Raw genomic sequence first — 2,730 nt, forward strand, 5'->3', positions numbered from 1 at the left:
CCCCGCCACCCGTCCCGCGCCCCGCCGCGTAGCCAAGGCGCCGCCGGCGCAGCCGAAGCTGATCCTGCTGAACAAGCCGTTCGACGTGCTGACGCAGTTCAACGACAGCGAGGGCCGCGCGACGCTGAAGGATTTCGTCGATGTGCCGGGCGTTTATCCTGCCGGCCGGCTGGACCGCGACAGTGAAGGCTTGCTACTGCTGACCAACGATGGCCGCCTGCAGGCGCGCATCGCCGATCCCAAGCACAAGCTGCCGAAGACGTATTGGGTGCAGGTGGAAGGCGAGCCGAGCGACGAGCAGATCGAGCAGCTGCGCAAGGGCGTGCAACTCAATGACGGCCCGACCCTGCCGGCCGAAGCCCGGCGGCTGGAGGAACCGCGGCTGTGGGAGCGCGACCCGCCTGTGCGCTTCCGCAAGTCGGTGCCGACGGCCTGGCTGGAGCTGGTGATCCGCGAGGGGCGCAACCGCCAGGTGCGACGGATGACGGCGGCGGTCGGCCTGCCAACGCTGCGCCTGGTGCGCGTGCGCATCGGACCTTGGCAGCTGGACGGGCTGCAGCCGGGACAGTGGCGGGAAGTCAGCCCCGAGCTCTGAGACCCGGGGCAGGGGCGCGGATCAGAAGCCGCCTTCGAGACCGGCAACGACCACGGACTTGATCAGGAAGCCGAGCACGCCCAGGCCCAGTGCGAAGAACAGCACCATGGTGCCCATGCGGCCGGCCTTGGACTTCTTCGCGAGGTCCCAGACGATGAAGGCCATGAACAGGATCAGGCCGGTCACCAGGCCATACATCATCCAGTCTTCGAAACTTTCGTTCATTACAGCTCCTGCCCGGTGCGGAGGATGTCCGAGGGACGCCGGGACGCGGTGGTGGTGAAGAAGGCGCGCATTATACGCATGCCGCGCTTTGGCGTTCAGAGCCGTTCATAAATTGATCAGTTCCTGCTGCGGGACGGGCGGTTCACCTTGGAAATTCCCGTAGGCGCGGGGTTGGCGGGGAAATCTGCGGTCTCGGTTTTGATCGGCGGGAGGCGGGGTGCGGTGTTGTGTCGCAGGTTGGCGGCGGCTTGGCCGACGGACCGTGGGCGAAGCCCGCACCCAAGAGGGAGTTCGGAGTGAAGCGGTTCGCGAGCAAGCTCGCTCCTACGAAAAGCGCTCCGGAGTTTGGCTGGGCTGTAGGAACGAGCTTGCTCGCGAACAGTCCTCAGGGCGCATAACGCGCCAGCATTATCCGCCGTCGTGGCACCGGCGGATAACCCGTTCCGGGTTATGCGCCCTACGCAGAACAGCGGTTTCGGCTTTGGTTCTGAAAGACTTCCAGAGAAACATCCACACGCTCCGGAGTGCCCCTTTCAGGAGGCCGAAGGTGATCGGAGTTTCAGGGGTTGAGCGACATGGATGTCGCGAGAGCCGCGATGGGCCAGGGATGGCCCTTCGCGGCGGGCCCCTGAAACTCCGAGGAACCGAGGGTACTTTTCGCGAAGCGAAAAGCCGGATGTCAGGGGCGAGACCTTTGCCCACTTTGGGGCGTTTGCCAAAGTGGGTCGCCCGAGGGGGCGAAACAAGAGGTTCGCGCGCACGCCGAAGCGGCGCGGGAATACCTGACAAGGAGCAAGAGCAATCGCGGAGAAGCTCCGCTCTTACAGTAGCCAGCAAGCAGCCAGCTCAAACCCGCAGGTGATCCAGCGGCAGCTCGGTACTCGCCATCACATTGCGCAGCACGAAGCTCGACCGCACGCTGGTCACGCCTTCGATGCGGGTCAGAGTGCCGAGCAGGAAGTGCTGGTAGTGTTCCATGTCCGGCACCATCACCTTGAGCTGGTAATCCGCATCCATGCCCGTTACCAGGCTGCATTCCAGCACCTCGGGGCATTTGCCGATGATCTGCTGGAAGTGCTCGAAACGCTCCGGCGTGTGGCGGTCCATGCCGATCAGCACGAAGGCTGTGAGGCTCAGGCCGAGCTTCTTGCTGTCCAGCAGGGCGACCTGGCGGACGATGTAGCCGTCGTCCTCGAGCTGCTTGACGCGCCGCGAGCAGGGCGAGGGCGACAGGCCGATGCGTTCGGCCAGCTCCTGGTTGGAGATGCGCGCGTCGCGCTGCAGTTCGGCAAGAATTCGCAGGTCGTAGCGGTCCAGCTTGTCCATGAAAGCCTCGTGATTCTATTGAATTGCGCATGTGGCGTAATTTTTAGGTATTTGTTGCTCAGGTGGTGCCTGTATGAGCAATCTTAGCAATCATCTCCCCGTTCTGTCGCTTTACTATTTCTTCCAGATTCACAGCCCGGACATCACGTCCCCTGCGATCCGCCCAATCAGGCGCTTCGCGGCCCGCCGACCCAACAGGATCGCGCCGGCCACCGGGCTACGCACTGCCCAGAAGGCGGAGCGAGGTGAGCCGGCGCCAACAGCGACGAGCAGGACGAGATTCCACAAAGGGAGGCTGACGAGCCTCCCTTTTTTCTTGCCCGCGATTTGTCCGCCATCTTTACCCTGCCTTTACCCAGCGCCTTGCAATGCGGGCGTTGCGCCATGGTCTATGGCATTGTCACATCACTGTTTTCGGTCATTGCCGAAGCGAGGAATCCATGAAGTCGGGCATCGGGCAGTTCGCCTCGTTCGCTGTGCTTGCGCTGGCGCTGGTGGTGCAGAGCGCCACGGCTGCCGGCTTTGGCGGCGCCGAAGTGCAGGGTGGACAAGGCCAGCCGCCAAGCCAGGGCGGCGGCCAGGGG

The 2,730-nt window shown here is 63.9% G+C and carries 3 protein-coding genes; 1 reads left to right on the forward strand and 2 read right to left on the reverse strand.

Annotated features, from left to right (window positions below; all coding sequences use genetic code 11):
• On the forward strand, nucleotides 1-595 hold a 595-nt coding region (locus ACCC94_RS29110; protein WP_413353054.1), incomplete at its 5' end, for a pseudouridine synthase.
• A gap of 21 nt (nucleotides 596-616) precedes the next feature.
• On the opposite strand, the gene ACCC94_RS29115 is transcribed toward ACCC94_RS29110, so the two are convergent.
• Nucleotides 617-820, reverse strand: coding sequence for a DUF2788 domain-containing protein (locus ACCC94_RS29115; RefSeq protein ID WP_015475469.1), 204 nt, complete (start codon nucleotides 818-820; stop codon nucleotides 617-619).
• Between the two features lie 846 nt (nucleotides 821-1,666).
• Nucleotides 1,667-2,146, reverse strand: a complete 480-nt coding sequence (locus ACCC94_RS29120) for an Lrp/AsnC family transcriptional regulator (protein WP_017521771.1) — start codon at nucleotides 2,144-2,146, stop codon at nucleotides 1,667-1,669.
• Nucleotides 2,147-2,730: the final 584 nt, after the last annotated feature.

Source organism: Pseudomonas sp. Pseusp97 (genome assembly GCF_047304025.1).
Lineage (GTDB): Bacteria > Pseudomonadota > Gammaproteobacteria > Pseudomonadales > Pseudomonadaceae > Pseudomonas.